General features: G+C 57.3%; 1 pseudogene. It reads right to left on the bottom strand.

Annotated elements, in window-relative coordinates:
• A pseudogene (locus C487_RS09530) lies at positions 1 to 1,070 on the bottom strand (VirB4 family type IV secretion system protein); the annotation flags it as partial.
• Positions 1,071 to 1,202 lie beyond the last annotated feature (132 nt).

Here is a 1,202-nt window from a genome sequence, read left to right as displayed (position 1 = left end):
CCCTCGTCCATCATCAAGTAGTTCGATGAGAACGGAAACATCGCGCCGATGGCTTGGTTCGTCAGCGTCGACATGCGGTCACGGCCAAGTTCGTTCGCGCCAAGCGGCGACACTGTCGCAAGTCCACGTTCCTGCCAGCGGTTTGCAACCTTGAGCGTACAGTTCGCCGGCGCATCCTTGATGATCGAGCGGAGACGCGTCGTCTGATTATCGAGTTGCTGTTGACTATCAGCGGCGAGGCGAATGAACACGCCACCGCGATAGAACGACGCTTTATTCGCACGGACGAGCGACCGCATATACTTCGCCTGATCGATGTCTTCCTGGAGGTCCTCGGATTTGAGACTGTTCGAGTCATGCTGGTTGATCTTCAAATCCGAGATCCAGTCTGCCATCATATCCTGGGCCGACTGGCTGTCGAACGGATCGAGATGGATGCTGATGTCAGTCTGCAACTCCGTGTCGAGTAACAGTCGCTCGAGAAGGCCATCTGGCGGTTCCTCGGGGAACTGTTCAATCCAGAACGTGCGAACATACGTCTCGTCGTTGATCACGGCGTAGGTCGTCTCCCAGTCGACTGTCGACGGTGCGACCACCGACTGGTGTATCGTCGACGTGTCCGGTAACCGATCGTCAGTTCCGGCTGACGAGTCGTCGACAGCATCCTCGTCGATAGTGTCCTTCCCACGATCGCTCGAGGCCGTATCTGAAGGACTGTTGTGCTCGGTCATCGCATCGAGGACGTCATCGGGATCAGGCGTTGATGGGACACCGTCGCTGATCCCGTGGGAGACGACCGGGAACGTCCCGAGTGCGTTCGTGATATTGCCGTACTCTTCGGGATGGCACGTCCAGTATTCCTTCGTGATCCGAGCGAGATCATAGGCATCGACAGGACTGACTGAACACCGATAGAGCGACGACCCACCACGGCGGAGTTGTGTGAGTCGTGACTCGAGGTGTTCTTCTTTGAATTGCTCTCGCTCGGCGTCGGTCAGATCGTCAGTCTGGAATCGACCGAAGAACCGTCCAAGAGCAGGAAGGTCAGCAAGATAGGCGAGGACACCATTGGTCTTTAGTTAGGCCTCTGCAGCCGGTTTGATGGCGGTAGCGAGCTGTTCTTGGAGAACCGGGCGTTGTTTGTGGATCTTCTGTGCGTCGGCGATGAGGCGGTCAAGCAGTGGTGGCGAAGGTCGCCGCCC

Origin of the sequence: Natrinema pallidum DSM 3751, from assembly GCF_000337615.1 — an archaeon.
Classification (GTDB): domain Archaea; phylum Halobacteriota; class Halobacteria; order Halobacteriales; family Natrialbaceae; genus Natrinema; species Natrinema pallidum.
The sequence above is the reverse complement of the archived record's forward strand: the minus strand, read 5'-3'. Positions and strand labels throughout refer to the sequence as shown.